Source organism: Mycobacterium sp. 4858 (genome assembly GCF_900240975.1).
GTDB lineage: Bacteria > Actinomycetota > Actinomycetes > Mycobacteriales > Mycobacteriaceae > Mycobacterium.
Genome location: NZ_LT968776.1, coordinates 3,205,581 through 3,223,430 on the forward strand (window position 1 = coordinate 3,205,581; position 17,850 = coordinate 3,223,430).

Annotated in this window: 15 protein-coding genes and 2 pseudogenes; 9 read left to right on the forward strand and 8 right to left on the reverse strand. The window is 69.5% G+C overall.

Going from position 1 to position 17,850, the window contains the following annotated elements; genetic code table 11:
• Positions 1–120: 120 nt before the first annotated feature.
• Positions 121–1,242: a citrate synthase 2 gene (locus tag C1737_RS23855; protein WP_102419629.1), complete on the reverse strand. Its 1,122-nt coding sequence runs from the start codon at positions 1,240–1,242 to the stop codon at positions 121–123.
• A 72-nt stretch (positions 1,243–1,314) separates the two neighbouring features.
• On the opposite strand from C1737_RS23855, the gene pdxH reads away from it, so the two are divergent.
• Positions 1,315–1,974, forward strand: coding sequence for a pyridoxamine 5'-phosphate oxidase (gene pdxH, locus C1737_RS23860; protein ID WP_067926090.1), 660 nt, complete (start codon positions 1,315–1,317; stop codon positions 1,972–1,974).
• Between the two features lie 162 nt (positions 1,975–2,136).
• A complete protein-coding gene (locus C1737_RS23865; RefSeq protein WP_067926087.1) occupies positions 2,137–3,429 on the forward strand; it encodes a citrate synthase in 1,293 nt (430 codons plus the stop codon).
• 16 nt (positions 3,430–3,445) lie between these two features.
• On the opposite strand, the pseudogene C1737_RS23870 reads toward C1737_RS23865, so the two are convergent.
• The 6 genes and pseudogenes from C1737_RS23870 to C1737_RS23895 all read right to left on the reverse strand — a co-directional run.
• A pseudogene (locus tag C1737_RS23870) lies at positions 3,446–4,585 on the reverse strand (phytoene desaturase family protein); the annotation flags it as partial.
• A gap of 117 nt (positions 4,586–4,702) precedes the next feature.
• Positions 4,703–5,131 (reverse strand): annotated as a pseudogene (locus tag C1737_RS23875) (NAD(P)-binding protein); the annotation flags it as partial.
• Positions 5,128–5,391 carry a DUF2630 family protein gene (locus tag C1737_RS23880; protein WP_067926083.1) on the reverse strand — a complete coding sequence of 88 codons (264 nt, stop codon included), beginning with the start codon at positions 5,389–5,391 and terminating at the stop codon, positions 5,128–5,130. The pseudogene C1737_RS23875 and the gene C1737_RS23880, both read right to left, overlap by 4 nt.
• Before the next feature lie 51 nt (positions 5,392–5,442).
• Positions 5,443–6,783, reverse strand: coding sequence for a HAMP domain-containing sensor histidine kinase (locus C1737_RS23885; protein WP_068095544.1), 1,341 nt, complete (start codon positions 6,781–6,783; stop codon positions 5,443–5,445).
• Between the two features lie 15 nt (positions 6,784–6,798).
• Positions 6,799–7,509, reverse strand: coding sequence for a two-component system response regulator PrrA (gene prrA, locus C1737_RS23890; protein WP_102419630.1), 711 nt, complete (start codon positions 7,507–7,509; stop codon positions 6,799–6,801).
• Positions 7,510–7,684: 175 nt separating this feature from the next.
• Complete coding sequence (locus C1737_RS23895) at positions 7,685–8,824, reverse strand: FAD-dependent oxidoreductase (protein ID WP_102419631.1); 1,140 nt, start codon at positions 8,822–8,824, stop codon at positions 7,685–7,687.
• A gap of 104 nt (positions 8,825–8,928) precedes the next feature.
• Here C1737_RS23895 and C1737_RS23900 point away from each other — a divergent pair, with 104 nt between their 5' ends.
• A complete protein-coding gene (locus C1737_RS23900; protein ID WP_102419632.1) occupies positions 8,929–9,480 on the forward strand; it encodes a TetR family transcriptional regulator in 552 nt (183 codons plus the stop codon).
• 76 nt (positions 9,481–9,556) lie between these two features.
• Here the strand turns inward: C1737_RS23900 and C1737_RS23905 are convergent, their stop codons facing one another.
• Positions 9,557–11,029, reverse strand: a complete 1,473-nt coding sequence (locus tag C1737_RS23905) for a carboxyl transferase domain-containing protein (protein ID WP_102419633.1) — start codon at positions 11,027–11,029, stop codon at positions 9,557–9,559.
• A gap of 27 nt (positions 11,030–11,056) precedes the next feature.
• On the opposite strand from C1737_RS23905, the gene C1737_RS23910 reads away from it, so the two are divergent.
• From C1737_RS23910 to C1737_RS23940, 6 genes are all read left to right on the forward strand, one after another.
• Positions 11,057–11,788: an enoyl-CoA hydratase gene (locus tag C1737_RS23910; RefSeq protein ID WP_102419634.1), complete on the forward strand. Its 732-nt coding sequence runs from the start codon at positions 11,057–11,059 to the stop codon at positions 11,786–11,788.
• 5 nt (positions 11,789–11,793) lie between these two features.
• Positions 11,794–12,906, forward strand: a complete 1,113-nt coding sequence (locus C1737_RS23915) for an MBL fold metallo-hydrolase (protein ID WP_102419635.1) — start codon at positions 11,794–11,796, stop codon at positions 12,904–12,906.
• Between the two features lie 210 nt (positions 12,907–13,116).
• Positions 13,117–14,694: a serine hydrolase gene (locus C1737_RS23925; protein ID WP_102419636.1), complete on the forward strand. Its 1,578-nt coding sequence runs from the start codon at positions 13,117–13,119 to the stop codon at positions 14,692–14,694.
• Positions 14,691–17,063, forward strand: coding sequence for a cation-translocating P-type ATPase (locus tag C1737_RS23930; protein ID WP_102419637.1), 2,373 nt, complete (start codon positions 14,691–14,693; stop codon positions 17,061–17,063). Before C1737_RS23925 ends, C1737_RS23930 begins: the two co-directional genes overlap by 4 nt.
• A 67-nt stretch (positions 17,064–17,130) precedes the next feature.
• Entirely contained in the window at positions 17,131–17,319 is a 189-nt protein-coding gene (locus tag C1737_RS23935) for an antitoxin (protein WP_067926061.1), read from the forward strand.
• 4 nt (positions 17,320–17,323) lie between these two features.
• Positions 17,324–17,797 carry an SRPBCC family protein gene (locus C1737_RS23940; protein WP_067926058.1) on the forward strand — a complete coding sequence of 158 codons (474 nt, stop codon included), beginning with the start codon at positions 17,324–17,326 and terminating at the stop codon, positions 17,795–17,797.
• Positions 17,798–17,850: the final 53 nt, after the last annotated feature.

The window sequence follows — 17,850 nt, forward strand, 5'->3', positions numbered from 1 at the left end:
TGCTGTCGGTCTCCCAGACCCGCCCGGGACGGGCGGGCTCGCGAGTTATGACCTCGCCCGCGACACAAACTCATCGCGGCGATCTCATTCAATCGCGGGGCACCGACAACGGGGCCCGCCTCAGGCGTGGGTGAGGCTGCGGTCCCAACCTTCGACGGACTCCGGGGTGCGCGGGGCCGGTCCCACGTAGATGGCCGACGGGCGCACCAGCTTGCCCAGCCGCTTCTGCTCGAGGATGTGCGCACACCAGCCCGCGGTGCGCCCGCAGGTGAACATCGCCGGCATCATGTTGGCCGGCACCTGCGCGAAGTCCAGGATCACCGCCGCCCAGAACTCGACGTTGGTCTCGATGGCCCGGTCCGGGCGACGCTCGCGCAGTTCGGCCAGCGCGGCCTGCTCCAGCGCGACGGCGACCTCGTGGCGCGGCGCGCCCAGCCGCTCTGCGGTCGCGCGGAGCACTCGCGCCCGCGGGTCCTCGGCGCGGTAGACCCGGTGCCCGAAGCCCATCAGCTTGTCGCCGCTGTCCAGGATCTTCTTGACCAGGCCACGGGCGTCGCCGGTGCGCTCGACCTCTTCGATCATCGGCAGGACCCGCGCCGGCGCCCCGCCGTGCAGCGGCCCGCTCATCGCCCCGATCGCCCCGGACAGCGCCGCGGCGACGTCGGCACCGGTCGAGGCGATCACCCGCGCGGTGAACGTCGACGCGTTCATGCCGTGCTCGGCGGCCGAGACCCAGTAGGCGTCGATGGCTTCGACGTGCCGCGGGTCCGGTTCGCCCTGCCACCGGGTCATGAAACGTGCTGTGACGGTTGCGCATTCGTCGATCACGCGCTGCGGGACGGCGGGCTGGTAGATGCCGCGGGCGGACTGCGCCACGTAGGACAGCGCCATCACCGAGGCCCGGGCCAGCTGGTCGCGTGCGGTGGCGTCATCGGTGTCGAGCAGGGGCTTGTACCCCCAGATCGGGGCCAGCATCGCCAGGCCCGCCTGCACGTCGACGCGCACGTCGCCGGTGTGGATGGGCAGCGGGAACGGCTCGGCGGGCGGCAGGCCGTGGCCGAACTTGCCGTCGACCAGCAGGCCCCACACGTCGCCGAAGGTGACCTGCTGGTTCACCAGATCCTGTATGTCGACGCCGCGGTAACGCAGCGCGCCGCCGTCTTTATCCGGTTCGGCGATCTCGGTGGTGAAGGCGACGACGCCTTCGAGGCCGGGGACAAAGTTCTCGGGGACCACAGTCATACCGAAAATTCTCGCACCCCACCTTCGGGCGGACGCTACCGGCCGGTAGCAAGCCCCGGTAGCGTTGGCGCGATGGCAGGACCAGACCCCGAACGCCTGCAGCGCATGCGCGTGGAATACGGATCGGTGGAGAAGGACGGCAGCCCCGACCTCGACACCGATTGGCTCGACGACGGTTGGGTTGCCTTGTTGCGCAACTGGATCGGCGACGCGGAACGGTCCGGCGTCGCCGAGCCCAACGCCATGGTGCTGGCTACCGTCGCCGACGGCCGGCCGACAAGCCGGACGGTCCTGTGCAAGAGCGTGGACGAGTCCGGGATCACATTTTTCACCCACTATGACTCCGCCAAGGGGGCCGACCTGGCGGCGACGCCGTACGCGTCGGTGACCTTTCCCTGGTATCAGCTGGGCAGGCAGGTCCACCTCCGCGGCCCGGTGAGCAAGGTCACCCCGGATGCCACCCAGGACTACTGGTCCAAGCGACCGCGCGGCTCTCAGCTGGGCGCGTGGGCGTCGCACCAGTCGCGTGCGATCGCGTCACGCGCGGCGTTGCTCGACCAGCTGGCGGAGGTGACCGCACGCTTCGCCGACCGCGAGCAGGTGCCCGTGCCGCCGGGCTGGGGCGGCTACCTGCTCGCCCCGGAGTCGGTCGAATTCTGGCAGGGGCGGGAGAACCGATTGCATAACCGGATCCGGGTCACCGGCGCTCGGATCGAGCGGCTGCAGCCCTAGCCCGGCCGAGGATCGCCGCGACGCGGGAGCCGCACCCGATCGATTACCCAGGCCGTCCCGCAGAGCCGACCCCGGGCAGGCGCGCGAACGCGACAACGACTACCTTCACCTATAAGCACCTAGTCAGGGCAGCCATACCAGCCAGAGCGCAAAGGGGTTCTCGTGGCCGACACCGACGACACCGCAACTCTGAAGTACCCGGGGGGCGAGATCGACCTCGAGATCGTCCGCGCCACTGAGGGTGCTGACGGGATCGCCCTCGGTTCCCTGTTGTCCAAAACGGGGCACACCACCTTCGACAACGGCTTCGTCAACACCGCCGCCTGCAAGAGCGCGATCACCTACATCGACGGCGACGCCGGGATTCTGCGTTACCGCGGCTACCCGATCGAGCAGCTCGCCGAGAAGTCGACCTTCATCGAGGTGAGCTACCTGCTGATCTACGGCGAGCTGCCGGACTCCGACCAGCTCGCGGAGTTCACCAAGCGGATCCAGCTGCACACCATGCTGCACGAGGACCTGAAGCGCTTCTTCGACGGCTTCCCGCGCAACGCACACCCCATGCCGGTGCTGTCCAGCGTGGTGAACGCGCTGAGCGCCTACTACCCCGACGCGCTCGACCCGATGGACAACAACCAGGTCGAGCTGTCGACCATCCGGCTGCTCGCGAAGCTGCCCACCATCGCCGCGTACGCGTATAAGAAGTCGGTCGGCCAGCCGTTCCTCTACCCGGACAACTCGATGTCGTTGGTGGAGAACTTCCTCCGCATGACGTTCGGGCTGCCCGCGGAGCCCTATCAGGCCGACCCCGAGGTGGTGCGGGCGCTGGACATGCTGCTCATCCTGCACGCCGATCACGAGCAGAACTGTTCGACGTCGACGGTCCGGCTGGTCGGGTCGTCGCGGGCCAACCTGTTCACCTCGATCTCCGGTGGCATCAACGCGTTGTGGGGACCGCTGCACGGGGGCGCCAACCAGGCGGTGCTCGAGATGCTCGACCAGATCCGTGAAAGTGGAGACGACGTCAGCGAGTTCGTCCGCAAGGTGAAGAACCGCGAAGAGGGCGTCAAGCTGATGGGCTTCGGCCACCGCGTCTACAAGAACTACGACCCCCGCGCCCGCATCGTCAAGGAACAGGCCGACAAGATCCTGGCCAAGCTCGGCGGCGATCCGCTGCTCGACATCGCCAAGGAACTGGAAGAGGCGGCGCTGACCGACGACTACTTCATCGAGCGCAAGTTGTACCCGAACGTCGACTTCTACACCGGGCTGATCTACCGGGCCCTCGGCTTCCCGGTCCGGATGTTCACCGTGCTGTTCGCGCTGGGCCGGCTGCCCGGCTGGATCGCGCACTGGCGCGAGATGCACGACGAGGGTGACAGCAAGATCGGCCGTCCGCGCCAGATCTACACCGGCTACACCGAACGCGACTACACGACGATCGACGCGCGCTAGCTACGGCGGAGTCGAGTCACAGCGAGGCCAGCACCGCCATGGCGGCGTTGTGCCCGCCGATCCCCGACACCGCGCCGCCGCGCCGGGCGCCCGAGCCGCACAGCATGATCCGCTCGTGCGCCGTCGCGACGCCCCATCGCCGCGCCGGGGTGTCCAGCGGGTCGTCGTCGTCGGCGAAGGGCCATGACAAGCCGCCGTGGAAGATGTTGCCGGCCGTCATCCCCAACGTGCGGTGCAGGTCCAGGGTGGTGGTCGTCTCGATGCACGGCCGGCCGTGGGCGTCACTCAGCAAGACGCCCTGAATCGGTTCGGCCAGAACGGAATCCAGCGATGCCAGTACCGAGTCGGCCAGCCGATCGCGCAGGGCGCCGGAGTAGGTGCCGTCGAACAGCGAGTGCGGGGTGTGCAGGCCGAACACGGTCATCGTGTGCGCACCCGAGTCGCGCAGCCCGGCCGGCAGAATGCTGGGATCGGTCAACGAATGGCAGTACGCCTCGCATGGCAGGGGATTCGGCACCTCGCCCGCGGCCGCCCGCGCATACGCCGTATCCAGTTGCGTCCACGCCTCGTTGACGTGGAACGTCCCGGCGAAGGCCTGTTCGGGCGTGACGCCGTTGTCGCGCAACCGCGGTAGCCGCCGCAGCACCATGTTCACCTTGACCTGTGCGCCCTGGACAGGCGGTGCGGGCCGTTCACCGAGCAGTCCGGCCAGCACCGCCGGCGTGACACCCGCCAGGACGAACCGGGCCCGGATCAGACGCTCCTGGTCGCCGGTGCGGTAACGCACCACGCCATCCGGTTCGACCGCGTAAACGTCTGCACTGGTGGTGATTTCGGCACCATGGCGGATGGCGGCCGCCGCCAGGCCCTCCGTCAGCGCGCCCATTCCGCCAACGGGAACGTCCCAGTCCCCGGTCCCGCCCCCGAGTACGTGATAGAGGAAGCAGACATTCTGGATCAGCGACGGGTCGCCGAGGCGAGCGAACGTCCCGATCAGCGCGTCGGTCGCCATCACGCCGCGGACCACGTCGTCGCTGACGGCGGCGGTGATGGCGTCCCCGATCGGCTCGTCGATCAGGGCCTGCCACGCGGCCGCCGCTTGCCGCCCGCCGCTTTCCACGACATGCCGGCGGGCCTGCCCGCGGGTGCGCAGCGGTTCCAGCAGCCGTCTCTTTTACACATCTGACGCTGCCCACGAAAAGAGAGGTGTTAATCTCTGTGGTGATCGTAGTAGTACGATCAGAAAGTGTTGTAGGCGGGTGCGCAGCGGTTCCAGCAGCGTGGGCCACAGTGGTTGGGTCACCAGTCGGCAGCGTCGGTAGAAGGCGGCGAACCCCTGCGCGTCGGGGCCGGCGCCGATCGCGGCGAACGTGTCAGCGCCCGCACCGATCAGCAGCCCCCGGTTGCCGTCGGTGCCGGGGTCGGGCGTGTACGACGAATACCGCCGCCGGGCCAGCCGCACCGAGGCGCCCAGGTCGTCGACGATGCTTGGCGGCAACAAGCTGACCAGGTAGGAGTACCGCGACAGCCGAACCCCGACGCCGTCGAAGGCTTGCACCGAGACGGCGGCTCCGCCAAGGTGTCCCAGCCGCTCGAGCAACCGCACCCGCAGGCCGGCCCGAGCCAGATAGGCCGCCGCGACCAGGCCGTTGTGACCGCCACCGACGACGACGACGTCGACGTGTCCCGGGTGCGGGCTCAGCTCAGGTAGCCCTCGACCTCGTCGGCCGGACGCACCTCGGCCGCGCGCGGGTCGCCGCCGGTTTCACGCAGCGCCCGCCGTTGCCGCAGCAGGTCCCAACACTGGTCGAGCTCGACCTCGAGCCGCCGCAGGCGATCATGCTCCTCCGATTGGGAGATGTCGCGCTGTTGCAGCTGCGCCCGCAGGGCTTTCTCCTCGGCGACCAGCTCGCGGATGTGTGCCAGGGTTTGGTTGTCGGTCGGTTTCTTGCCGTCGGCCATCGCTCCAGTGTGCCCGACCGCTCGGGGGCCGACTCGGTAGGCGAGGAAGCGCTAGCTGGGTCCCGGGAGCCGCAGCACCAGCCGCGCGCCGCCCAGCGGGCTGCTTTCCAGTGCGGCGGTCCCGCGGTGCAGGTGGGCCTGTTGGGCCACCAGCGCCAGCCCCAGCCCCGAGCCCGAATGCGAGGCGGTCGACCCGCGAGAGAACCGCTCGAACACCACATTGCGTTCGTCCTCGGGCACTCCGGTGCCGTTGTCGTCGATGGCGATCTCCACCCCGGCGCGCGAGCTGACCGCCGAGAGCTGGACGCGGGTGGCGCCGCCGTGCTTGACGGCGTTGGCGATCGCGTTGTCCACCGCCAGGCGCAGGCCGGCGGGCAACCCGACGATGATGCACGTCGGCGAGGGGACCAGTGACACGTCCAGGTCGGGGTAGATGCGCATCGCGTCGTGGGCGGCGCGGTCGAGCAGCTCGGTGATGTCGACCGGCACGTGATCGTCGGACGTCGACAGTTCGCCCTGGGCCAGCCGCTCGAGGGCGCTCAGGGTGGCCTCGATCCGTGACTGGGTGCGGATGACGTCGCTCAGCACCTCTTTGCGTTGGTCGTCGGTCATGTCCAGGGTGGACAGCACCTCGAGGTTGGTGCGCATCGCGGTCAGGGGGGTGCGCAGCTCGTGCGACGAGACGGCGGCGAAGTCGCGGGCCGACTCGAGCGCCTCCTTGGTCCGGTTCTGCTCGTCCCAAATGCGCTGCAGCATCCCCCGCATTGCCTCGGCGATCTCCACGGCTTCGCTGGCGCCGTGCACCTCGACGCGCGGCGCCTCGTCTCCGGCGTCGATCGAACGGGTCTGCTGCGCAAGCTGTTTGAAGGGCCGCACCGCGAACGCGGCCAGCAACCAGGCGAACACCGCCGCCGCGCCGATGGCGAAGCCACAGATCAGCAGGACCCGCCGGTGCAGGTTGTTGGTCTCGGCCAGCGTCGCGTCATACGTCGCGCCGACGGCGAGCGACGTGGGCTCCGGCGCGGGAATCTCCACCGTCCGGACCCGGTAGCGCACACCTTTGACGTAGGCGTCGGCGTAGTCGACGCTCAGCCTGGGCAGCGTCACGTCGGAATTCGACCTGACCTGGTCGCCGCGGCGGACCGTCATGATGGCGTCGTTGTCGTTGGGGGAGCGGGGGATTTCGTCGAGGCCGCGCGGCAGGAAGGGGATCGCGAAACCGGCGGCCTCGTCGAGCCGGCGGTCCAGCCGCTCCTTGCGGTCGTTGGTGATGCCCACCCAGACGACGACGCCGACGATGAGGACGGGAATCGCCGCGCCGATGACCGTCGCGACCACCACCCGGGCGCGCAGCGAGGGCGTACGGGTGAGGATCCGGGACAGAAAATTCATCGCCGCTCGACCTGGCTACTGCATGCGCAGCACGAACCCGACTCCGCGGACGGTGTGCAGCAGCCGGGGACCGCCATTGGCCTCCAGCTTGCGGCGCAGGTACCCGATGAACACGTCGACGACGTTGGTGTCGGCTGCGAAGTCATAGCCCCAGACCAGCTCCAGCAGCTGCGCGCGCGACAGCACCGCGGTCTTGTGCTCGGCCAGCACCGCCAGCAGGTCGAACTCCCGCTTGGTCAGGTCGACGTCGACGCCGTTGACGCGGGCCCGACGGCCGGGGATGTCGACCTCCAGCGGGCCCACCGTGATGGTCTCCGAGGAGGTTGACGCGACGGCGCCGCGGCGACGCAGCAGCGCCTTCACCCGCGCGACCAGCTCGGCCAAGACGAACGGCTTGACCAGGTAGTCGTCCGCGCCGGCCTCGAGCCCCGCCACCCGGTCGTCGACCGAGCTGCGCGCCGACAGCACGCAGACCGGGACGTCGTTGTCCATCGCCCGCAGCGCCGTGACGACGCTGACGCCGTCCAGCACGGGCATGTTGATGTCCAGCACGATCGCGTCCGGTCGGGTCTCGGTGGCGCTGCGCAAGGCTTCCGCGCCGTCGACCGCGGTCGACACCTCGAATCCGGACAGTCGCAGGCCGCGTTCCAGCGAGGCGAGCACGTCGGAGTCGTCGTCGACGACCAACACGCGGGGCGAGGTCCCACCAGTGTCCATGCCGCCCATTTTGCCTGATTGCTGATCACGGCGGTGCCCTGGCCGGGCCGCCGACGCCCAAAAGGTTACGTTTTCGACGCTGCGCCGCAACTGGCCGTTGACATCGGCACGCATGCGCCGAAACCAGTTGCGGTGCAGCCTGTTTCGCTTCCCCCGCCGTCGGTCGTCACCGGGAGGGGTTCGATCACTGTCGGGCCAGCCCGCTCAACTGCACCGCCAGCTGCCGACGGACCGCGGGAACCTCGGCGGCCAGACGCATCCCGGTGTTGCGCAGGGGGCGCAACGGGCGCGGCAGCGTCGCGATGCGGGTCAGCCGTCCGGTCAGCTTCAGCACCCGCTCGGCGCGTCGGCGCTGCGCGGCGCTGTAGGCGTCCAGCGCGGCGTCCGGGCCGCCTTGCAGAACCGCGGTCAGCGCGCCGGCCAGGGCCATCGCGTCGGTGATCCCGAGGTTCATGCCCTGGCCCCCGGCCGGGCTGTGCACGTGGGCGGCGTCGCCGGCCAGCAACAGCCGGCCGGCCCGGTAGCTGTCGGCGACGCGGTGATGGATGTGGAACCGCGACCCCCACACCAATTCGGTCACGACCGTTCGCCCCGGCCCGAAGCCGCGGGTGTCCAGCAGTGCCTGCACGAACCGCGCCGACGGCTGCAGCGGCGCGTCGGCCGTCGGCGCGACGACGCGGAAGATGTCCCCGGGCAGCGGCGCCAGCACCGTCAGGCCGTCTTTGGCGTAGAACAGGATCACCTCGTCACGGGGCGCTTCGCCGGTCACTCGCACGTCGGCGAGCGTGAATGACTCGGCGAATTCGCCACCGGCGAAGCCGATTCCGGCTTCCGTGCGCACCGTGCTGTGCATCCCGTCCGCCCCGACGGCGTAGGCGGCGCGGATGGTGTCCCCGTCGTCGAACGTCGCCGTCACGCCGTCGCCGTCCTGGGCGATGCGACTCAGCGCCTTGGGCCGGACGACGTCACCGCCCAGCTCCCGCAGGCGCTCGAGCAGCAGCCGCTCGGTGTCGGCCTGGGAGAGCATCAGCGTGTACGGGTGTTCCGTCGGAAGCGTGCTGAAGTCGACGGGAATCAAGATGCGCCGGCCCTGCCGCATGGTGAACCGCGGCGCGATCACGCCCGCCTTGACCATTCGCCGGGACACGTCGAGCTCGTCGAGCACCTCGAGGGTTCGGGCGTTGACGGCGGCAGCGCGCGACGTGTTGGCGCCCTCCGCCACCTTGTCGACCAGTGTCACCCGAATCCCGCGGACTTGCAGCGCGGCGGCGAGCGTGAGGCCGGTAGGACCTGCGCCGACCACCAGGACGTCGGTGTCGTTCATGGCTGGCTCCTCTCCCTGATGCGTTAGTCAACGCTTGTTGGCATAACTCCATGGTCGCGCGTCGCTAGTGCTATGTCAACAGTTGTTGGCCTACAATCGTTGACATGAGACGGTCGTCGGACGCGACGAAGGCGGCGATCCTGGCGGCGGCGCGCGAGCGGTTCGGCGCGGCGGGGTTCCAGGGTGCGACGATTCGGGCCATCGCCGCCGACGCTGGGATCGATCCCGCGATGGTGATGCGGTATTACGGCAGCAAAGACAAGCTGTTCGCCGCGGCGGCGGAGTTCGACCTGCGGTTTCCCGACTTCGCGGCGACCGAGCCGACGCAGGTCGGGCGGTCGCTGGTGCGGCACTTTCTCGAACGCTGGGAGGGCGACGAGGCGCTGGTGATCCTGCTGCGGTCGAGCGCGACCAACGGCGAAGCGGCGCAACGGATGCAGGAGATCTTCGGAAACCAGATCCAGCCGCTGGTGGCCTCACTCGCGCCGGCGGAGGAGGTGGGGGTGAGGGCGGGGCTCATCGCCACGCAGATATTGGGGATGGCGTTGTGCCGCTTCGTGTTACGGCTCCCCCCGGTCGCGGAGATGACCCGCGACGAGATCGTCGACTGGCTCGGTCCGACCATTCAGCGCTATCTCGGCCTGCCGGAGGGCTGACTCGCGAAACTTAAACCACGGTGACGTTTTGCGGCGTGTCGTGGGCGTGGTTTACGTGTCGCGCGTTGTGCCGCGCTCAGGGCACTCCGATGCGGCGGTAGCGCCGCAATCGGGTGGCCAACCGTTCGTCGGCGGGCAGCTCGCGCAGGCCGTGCAGCTCGGCGGCGATGGCATGCGCGAGTCGCCGGCAGAACTCGACGGGCTCGTCGGCCGCGTCGGGATGTTCCGGGACGACGACGTCGGCAATTCCGGACCGCAGCAGGTCCGCCGAGCGGATACCTTGCGCGGCAGCGAGTTCGGGGGCGTGCGCGGTGTCACGGAAGACGATCGCGCTGGCGCCCTCCGGCGGCAGCGGCGCCAGCCACCCGTGCAGCGCGCACAGCACCCGATCGGCGGGAACCATCGCCAGCGCCGGCCCGCCGCTGCCCTGGCCGAGCAGCACCGAGACCGTCGGGGTGTCCAGGGTCACCAGCTCGGCCAGGCACTGGGCGATCTGGCCGGCGAGCCCACCCTGTTCGGCCTCCGCCGACAGGGCCGGGCCGGCGGTGTCGATCACCAGCACCAGCGGCAGGTGCAGTTCGGCGGCCAGCGCCATGCCCCGCCGGGCCTCGCGCAGGGACGCGGGGCCCACCATCCCGCCCGCCACCCGCTGCTGCCCGAGCACCACCGCGGGCTGTCCGGAGAAGCGGGCCAGTGCCAGCAGGGTGGTCGCCGCATCGCCCTGGCCGGTGCCCGACAACAGCACCCGATCGGTGGCGCCATGGCGCAGCAGCAGCCCGACACCGGGCCGATCGGGGCGCCGTGACGCCACCACGGAGTCCCACGCCGGCACGTCGGGTATCGGTTCGGGCGGCCGCGGTGCCGGCAGGGCCCCGGGCGGGTCGGCGATGACCGTCAACGCGCGGTCCAGCATCCGGCGCAGCTGCTCCAGCGGTACGACGTCGTCGATCACGCCGTGGCGCTGCAGGTTCTCCGCCGTCTGGACGCCTTCGGGGAAGGGTTCGCCATAGAGCAGCTGGTACACGCGCGGCCCGAGGAAGCCGATCAGGGCGCCCGGCTCGGCGGCCGTGACGTGGCCCAGCGACCCCCAGGACGCGAACACCCCGCCGGTCGTGGGGTGGCGCAAATAGACGAGGTAGGGCAGGTGCGCCTGTTTGTGCAGCCGGACGGCGGCGGCGATCTTCACCATCTGCAGGAAGGCGACAGTGCCCTCCTGCATGCGGGTGCCGCCGGAGCTGGGCGAGGCCAGCAGCGGCAGCCGCTCGGCGGTCGCCCGCTGCATCGCGGCGGTGATCCGTTCGGCCGCCGCCACCCCGATGGAGCCGCCGAGGAAGCCGAACTCGCAGACCACCACCGCGACCCGGCGCCCGAAGATGCGGCCCTCGCCGGTCAGCACCGATTCGTCCAGGCCGGTGGCGGCCCGCGCGTCGGCCAGCTCTCGCGAATACTCCTCGCTGACCGGCACGGCGAGCGGCCCGCCGTCCCAGCGGATGAAGGAGCCCTCGTCGAGCACCGCGTCGCGCAGCTGAGCAGCCGTGATACGACTCACGACACGAGGCTATATAGGGTGGCTGCCATGATCGGTGTTACCCAGGACGAAGCCGTGCTGACCATCGAGCTGCAGCGTCCCGAGCGCCGCAACGCCCTCAACTCGCAGCTCGTCGAGGAGCTCCGGGAAACCTTCCAGAAGGCGAGCGACGGCTCCGTCCGGGCCATCGTGCTGACCGGCCAGGGCACGGTGTTCTGCGCCGGCGCGGACCTGAGCGGCGACGCGTTCGCCGCCGACTATCCCGACCGGCTCATCGAGCTGCACAAGTTGATGGACGCCACGCTGATCCCGCTGATCGGCGCCATCAACGGTCCAGCCATCGGCGCGGGCCTGCAGCTGGCCATGCGATGCGACCTGAGGGTCGTCGCGCCGGAGGCGTTCTTTCAGTTCCCGACGTCGAAATACGGCCTGGCGCTGGACAACTGGAGCATCCGGCGACTGTCCTCGCTGGTGGGTCACGGCCGGGCCAGCGCGATGCTGCTGACCGCCGAGAAGCTGACCGCAGACGCGGCGCTGCAGACCGGAATGGCCAACCGCATCGGGGCACTCGCCGACGCCCAGGCCTGGGCCGCCGAGATCTCCGGCCTGGCGCCGCTGGCCATTCAGCACGCCAAACGGGTGCTCAACGACGACGGTGCCATGGAGGACTCGTTGCCGGAGCACAAGGAACTCTTCGACAAAGCCTGGAAGAGTCAGGACGTCATCGAGGCCCAGGTCGCGCGCATAGAGAAGCGACCGCCGAAGTTCCAGGGGGCCTGACAGCCATGCTGCGGGGGGCGCTGCGACTGGCCGCCGGCACGGCGTCGCTGGCGGCCGGCAGCTGGGTGGTGCGAGCGCTGCACGGCGCGCCGGCGGCCCTCGGTGCCCACCCCACCGCCATCAGGGCGGTGGCGCAGGGCTCGCCCAACTACCGCGACGGCGTCTTCGTCAACCTCGACCCCGCCTCCGCCCTCACGATGGATCGCGAGGAGTTGCGGCTGGTCGCGTGGGAGTTGATCGGCAACCGGGGCGTCAGCCGGCCCGCCGCGCCGATCCCGTTGGCCGCGCCGGCCCTGTTCGACGGCGACCCCCGCCGGCTCGCCGTCAGCTGGTTCGGCCATTCGACGGCGCTGCTGGAAATCGACGGCTACCGGGTGCTCACCGACCCGGTGTGGAGCAATCGCTGCTCGCCGTCGGACCTCGTCGGGCCGCAGCGGCTCCACCCGCCGCCGGTGCAACTGGAAGGGCTGCCGGCCGTCGACGCGGTGGTGATCAGCCACGACCACTACGACCACCTCGACATCGACACGGTGATGGCGTTGACGCGCACGCAGCGGGCGCCGTTCTTCGTGCCGCTCGGTGTCGGCGCCCACCTGCGCGTCTGGGGGATACCGGAGCACCGAATCGTCGAGCTCGACTGGCATCAAAGCGCCCGGGTCGACGAGCTGACCGTGACTTGCGTTCCGGCGCGCCACTTTTCGGGTCGCTTCCTGGACCGCAATACGACGCTGTGGGCGTCGTGGGCGTTCGCTGGCCCGAACCACCGCGCGTACTTCGGCGGCGACACCGGCTACACGAAGAGCTTCGCTCACATCGGCGCCGACCACGGACCGTTCGACCTGACCCTGCTGCCCATCGGCGCCTACAACACCGCATGGCCGGACGTCCACATGAACCCGGAGGAGGCGGTCCGGGCGCACCGGGACCTCACCGACAAAGGGCTGCTCGTGCCGATCCATTGGGGCACCTTCCGGCTGGCCCCCCACCCGTGGGCCGAGCCGGTCGAACGCCTGCTCGCCGCCGCCGCACCCGAGCGGGTCGACGTGGCGGTTCCCGCCCCCGGCCAACGCATCGATCCCGCGGCGCCGCTCAAATCGAACGCCTGGTGGCGGCTCTGATTCGGGGTGCAGGCAACCTCGCCGCGCTGAGTTGAATTGCGCGGCTCCTTCTCGCGCCGCACGCGGCGCGCATCGTCGCCGCGCTGAGTTGAATTGCGCGGCTCCTTCTCGCGCCGCACGCGGCGCGCATCGTCGCCGCGCTGAGTTGAATTGCGCGGCTCCTTCTCGCGCCGCACGCGGCGCGCATCGTCGCCGCGCTAGGGTTCCGCCATGACGAAACGCGCGGCCGCCGCCGCTGTCACCGTGCTGCTCGGCATGACCGGATGTGGGCCCGCGCAACCGGTATCCAGCCCGCCCGCGCTCTCTGACGCACCGCCCAACGAGGTGTCCGGTGTGGGGATCCCCGCCGGGCGCATCGATCAGGCGGTGGCCAAGCTCGACGGCCTGGTCGGTGACCTGATGAAGAGCACCGGCGTCCCGGGAATGGCGGTGGCCGTTGTCCACGGTGGAAAGGTGCTGTACGCCAAGGGTTTCGGCATCAAGGACGCGAGCAAAGGGCAGGGACAGGACAACAAGGTGGACGCCGACACCGTCTTCCAGCTGGCGTCGGTGTCCAAATCGGTCGGCTCGACGGTGGTCGCGCATGAAGTGAGCGACGGCGCCGTCGCATGGGACACCCCGGTGGCGGCCAAGTTGCCGTGGCTGACGCTGAGCGATCCGTACGTCACCAGCCACGTGACCCTCGGAGACCTGTATTCGCATCGTTCCGGGCTGCCCGACCACGCCGGTGACAAGCTTGAAGACCTGGGCTACGACCGTCGGCAGACCCTCGAACGGCTGAAGTACCTGCCGCTCGCCCCCTTTCGGATCAGCTACGCCTACCCCAACTATGGCGTGACCGCCGCCGCCGAGGCGGTGGCCGCCGCGGCGGGCAAGTCGTGGGAGGACCTGTCTGACGAGGCGCTCTACCGCCCCCTGGGCATGGCGTCGACCAGTTCGCGCTTCGCCGATTTCATCGCACGGCCCAACCACGCGGTCAACCACATCAAGATCGCGGGCAGGTGGGAGGCCCGGTTTCAGCGGGACCCGGACCCGCAGTCGCCTGCCGGCGGGGTGAGCTCCTCGGTCAACGACATGGCCCGCTGGCTGATGATGTTGCTGGGCAACGGAACATACGACGGCCGGCGGATCACCTCACCGGAAGCCCTGCTGGCCGCCACCAGCCCGCAGATCGTTTCGGCGCCCGCGAAAGCGCCCAACGCGCGCTCGGGGTTCTACGGATACGGCTTCAACGCGTCGGTCGATTCCTCGGGGCGCACCCAATACAGCCACTCCGGCGCCTTCGACCTGGGCGCCGCAACGAACTTCGTGGTCATGCCCGCGGAGAACCTGGGCATCATCGCGCTGACGAACGGCGCGCCCTACGGCATCCCGGAAACGCTCACCGCCGAATTCATGGATCTCGTCGTGTACGGCCAGATCCGCGAGGATTGGGCGGCCCTGTACCAGAAGGCGATCGGCTGGCTCAACAATCCCGAGGGCTCGCTGGTCGGCAAGCAGCCGCCGGCCCGGCCCGCCCCGCCCAGGCCGCTCGTCGACTATGCCGGGGTCTATGGGAACGATTACTGGGGACCCGCCGTGGTGACCGAACACGACGGCGCGCTGCAGCTGGCGATGGGTCCGAAGAACCGGACGGTCGCCCTGACGCACTGGGACGGCGACACCTTCACCTTTGCCCTGACCGACGAAAACGCGCCGCCGGGAACGGTTTCCAAGGCAACATTTGCGGGGCCGACACTGAACCTTGAGTACTACGACTCCGACAAGCTGGGAACGTTCACCCGATGATCGCGGGCCTGACCGATGCCGAGGTCGCGCAGCGGGTCACTGAAGGCAAGAGCAACGCCGTCCGGGAGCGTGCCACCCGCAGCATTCCGGACATCGTGCGGGCCAACGTCTTCACCCGCATCAACGCGATCCTGGGGGTGTTGCTGCTGATCGTGGTGGCGACCGGCTCGCTGATCAACGGCATGTTCGGCCTGCTGATCGTGGCCAACAGCGTCGTCGGCATGGTCCAGGAGATCCGGGCCAAAAAGACGCTGGACGCGCTAGCCATCGTCGGACAGGCAAAGCCTCTGGTGCGCAGGCAATCCGGGACCCGCACCTTGCTGCCCGCCGAGGTGGTGCTCGACGACATCATCGAACTCGGACCGGGCGACCAGGTGGTCGTCGACGGTCAGGTCCTCGAAGAGGCCAACCTGGAGGTCGACGAGTCGTTGCTGACCGGCGAGGCCGACCCCATCACCAAGGCCGTCGGCGACGCGGTGATGTCGGGCAGCTTCGTCGTCGCCGGCACGGGCGCCTACCGTGCCACGAAGGTGGGACCGGAGGCCTATGCCGCCAGGCTCGCCGAGGAGGCCAGCAAGTTCACGCTGGTCAAATCCGAACTGCGCAACGGCATCAACCGGATCCTGCAGTTCATCACCTACCTGCTGGTGCCGGCCGGACTGCTGACGATCTACACGCAGTTGTTCACCACCCACGTGGGCTGGCGGCAGTCCGTGCTGCGGGCGGTGGGTGCGCTGGTGCCGATGGTGCCCGAGGGCCTGGTGCTGTTGACGTCGGTCGCCTTCGCCGTCGGGGTTATCCGGCTCGGCCAGCGCCGGTGCCTGGTGCAGGAGCTGCCCGCCATCGAGGGACTCGCGCGGGTCGACGTGGTCTGCGCGGACAAGACGGGCACGCTCACCGAGAACGGCATGCGCGTCGCGGGCGTCGAGGAACTCGAAGCGGCACGGCGGCACAGCGTCGACGACGCGCTGGCGGCACTGGCCGCCGCCGACCCGCGCCCCAACGCGAGCATGCAGGCGATCGCCGAGACTTATCGCCGGCCGCCGGATTGGATCGCCACGGCGACCGCGCCGTTCAAGTCGGCCACCAAGTGGAGCGGGGTGTCCTACTCCGGCCACGGCAACTGGGTGATCGGGGCGCCGGATGTGCTGCTCGACCCGGCGTCGGCCGCGGCCGAACGCGCCGAGCGGATCGGCGCGCAAGGTCTGCGGGTGCTGCTCGTGGGCACCGGCGACGTGGCCGTCAACCACCCGGACGCCCCGGGCCGCGTCACCCCCGTCGCGCTGGTGGTCCTCGAGCAAAGGGTGCGTCCTGACGCCGCGGAAACGCTGGATTACTTTGCCGAACAAGGGGTTTCCGTCAAGGTGATCTCCGGCGACAACGCGGTGTCCGTCGCGGCCGTCGCCGACCAACTCGGGCTGCGCGGTGAAACCATGGACGCGCGCCGGCTACCGTCCGGGCCCGCGCAACTGGCCGACGCGCTGGACACGCACACCACCTTCGGGCGCGTGCGGCCCGACCAGAAGCGGGCGATGGTGCACGCCCTGCAATCGCATGGGCACACCGTCGCGATGACCGGCGACGGCGTCAACGACGTGCTGGCCCTCAAGGATGCCGACATCGGCGTCGCGATGGGAGCCGGCAGCCCGGCATCGCGCGCCGTCGCGCAGATCGTGTTGCTGGACAACCGGTTTGCCACCCTGCCGTATGTCGTCGGCGAGGGCCGGCGGGTGATCGGCAATATCGAGCGGGTGGCCAACCTGTTCTTGACCAAGACCGTCTACTCGGTCCTGCTGGCGCTGCTGGTGGGCATCGAATGCCTGTTCGCCGGGCCGCTCAAGGCCGACCCCCTGCTGTACCCGTTCCAGCCCATCCACGTCACCATCGCCGCGTGGTTCACCATCGGAATCCCGGCGTTCATCCTGTCGCTGGCCCCCAACAACGAACGCGCCAATCCCGGGTTCGTGCGGCGGGTGCTCACTTCGGCGTTGCCGTCCGGGCTGATCGTCGGCGCCGCGACGTTCGCCTCCTACCTGGTGGCCTATCACGGCCGGCACGCGACGTTTCAGGAACAGGAGCAGGCGTCGACCGCGGCCCTGATCACGCTGCTGATGACGGCGCTGTGGGTGCTCGCGGTGGTGGCGCGGCCCTACCAGTGGTGGCGGGTCGCGCTGGTCATCGGCTCCGGCCTGGCCTACGTGGTGATCTTCAGCCTCCCGCTGGCCCGCAAGGCGTTCCTGCTCGATCCCTCCAATGTCGTGGTGACGTCGACAGCCGCGGGGATCGGCGTGCTGGGCGCCGCCGCCGTCGAGGCGATGTGGTGGATGCGGGCCCGGATCCTGGGCGTGCACCCGCGGTTGTGGCGCTGACCGCCCGATCGCCCGCGTGTGCGGTTCCACCGGGCAAGTAGGATTTCGGCGGGGAAAGGACGGGTACATGGGATTCCTGGACAAGGCCAAAGAGCTGTTGTCGCAGAACGCCGACAAGGTCGAGACGGCGATCGACAAGGCCGGCGAATTCGTCGACGACAAGACGCAGGGCAAGTACTCCGACACCATCCACAAAGTGCAAGAAGAGGCCAAGAAGGCGGCCGAACAAGCGGCAAAAGGCGACAACCAGAACTGAGCTCATGGCGAAACTCTCCGGATCCATTGACGTCCCGCTGCCACCCGAGGTGGCCTGGAAGCATGCCTCGGATCTGTCCCGGTATAAGGACTGGCTCACCATTCACCGGGTGTGGCGCAGCACACTGCCCGACGACATCGACAAGGGCACGGTCGTGGAGTCGATCGTCGAAGTCAAGGGCATGTACAACCGGATCAGGTGGACGGTCGTTCGGTACAAGCCACCGGAGGGCATGACGCTCAACGGCGACGGCGTCGGTGGCGTCAAGGTCAAACTCATGGCCAAAGTTCAGCCCGCCGAGGAGGGCTCCGTCGTCAGCTTCGACGTCCACCTCGGTGGCCCGGCACTGTTCGGGCCGATCGGCATGATCGTCGCCGCCGCGCTGCGGGGCGACATCGACACGTCGCTGCAGAACTTCGTCACGGTGTTCACTCGGCCCGACCCCGGCATGAACGGTTCCGGCGGCGGCCACCGCTGACCGAGCAGCGCCACGCTAGCGTGACGCCCACGGGGCCGGTCCCCGGTCGGCTA